Annotated in this window: 1 protein-coding gene; it reads right to left on the bottom strand. The window is 26.7% G+C overall.

Going from position 1 to position 1,403, the window contains the following annotated elements:
• Window positions 1–1,235, bottom strand: a 1,235-nt coding sequence (locus RMO83_RS03560) for a sugar transferase (RefSeq protein WP_310558303.1), incomplete at its 3' end; no start/stop codon positions are given.
• Window positions 1,236–1,403 lie beyond the last annotated feature (168 nt).

Here is a 1,403-nt window from a genome sequence, read left to right as displayed (position 1 = left end):
GTTAACCCTGGTTTTACAACATGGCGGGTTTCATAAAACGGCATTTTAACGGCAATTTCTTTAACAAAAATTGGTCTTTCGGGTCTTGGTCCGATTACAGCCATGTCGCCTTTTAGTATATTTAGAAATTGTGGAAACTCGTCTATTCTTGATTTTCTAAGAAATTTACCGAATGGTGTAATTCTCGAATCGTTGGTTTTTGCAAAAATTGGTGTTCCGTTTTCGGCATTTTGCACCATTGTTCTGAATTTTAATATTTTGAATATTTTTCCGTTTTGACCAACTCGATCTTGACCATAAAACAATGAACCTTTGTTGGCAAAAAAATTAATAATTAATATAAATGGAATAAAAACAAAAGCCAAAATTAATCCGAATATCGATATAATAATTTCTGTAATTTTAACAAAACCTAAGTAAAATTTATTTTGATTGTTTCTTGAAAACGGAAAAAATCTATAAAAATCTCTTTCAATGTATTGAACTGGTATTCTGTAAGTTAGGCTTTCATAAACTTGTGTATATTCTCTTATTACTAATCCATTTTCTAGCAAATAAATCAATTGATTGTATAATTTTACAGTAATTCCGTCGGTTTTTTGAGATGCGATTACAATTTCAGAAATTCCGTTTATTTTAACAAAATCATTTAAGTTATCTATTTCAATATTTTTAACATAATTAAAACAATAGTCTTTATCTTGAATACTATCTGTGTTAATATAACCGACAATTTTGTAATGCAAGTCGATTTTTTCGAGTCCAACGACCAATTCTTCTACTTGATTAATATCGCAAATTAAAATTACTTTTTTTGAAAACCTATGCGATGCTAAAAAAACAGCATAAAACATTCGCCAAGAAAATAAAGCAAGAAAAATTGCAACATAAAAATAAATAATTTGTAACCTGTTTTTGGGTAATATTGGTGCAAATATTGGCGTTAATAAATAAAACAAAACCGTGACAGATGTAGTAAGAACAATACTTTTTATTATTTGCAACTGATTACTAGCGACTTGCAAATTATACATCTCGAAAACAGAACCAAAAACATTGATGTAAAGTGCTAGAAAAACAATCCAATAATAATTAGATTGAGATATATTAAAATAATCAAAGCTAAAAAAATTACTAAAAACATTTAAAACCAATAACACAAAAAAAACATCGAAAAGCCGCAATAAAAGCTTTCGTTCTGAGATTTCGAAATGAATTTTTTTGAAATTTGTCATTAAATCTAAAAATAAATTATTTTTTGGTTGCAGAAAATACTTTGATCAATGTAAATGGAAAATAATAAATTTTAAATTATTATTTAAGATATTCTTCAATTAAATATCGAGGTCTCTTTTTTGTTTCGATATAAATTTTACCTATGTACTCACCTAAAATACCAATAG

It is taken from the genome of Flavobacterium sp. (assembly GCF_031423415.1).
Taxonomy (GTDB): domain Bacteria; phylum Bacteroidota; class Bacteroidia; order Flavobacteriales; family Flavobacteriaceae; genus Flavobacterium.
The sequence above is the reverse complement of the archived record's forward strand: the minus strand, read 5'-3'. Positions and strand labels throughout refer to the sequence as shown.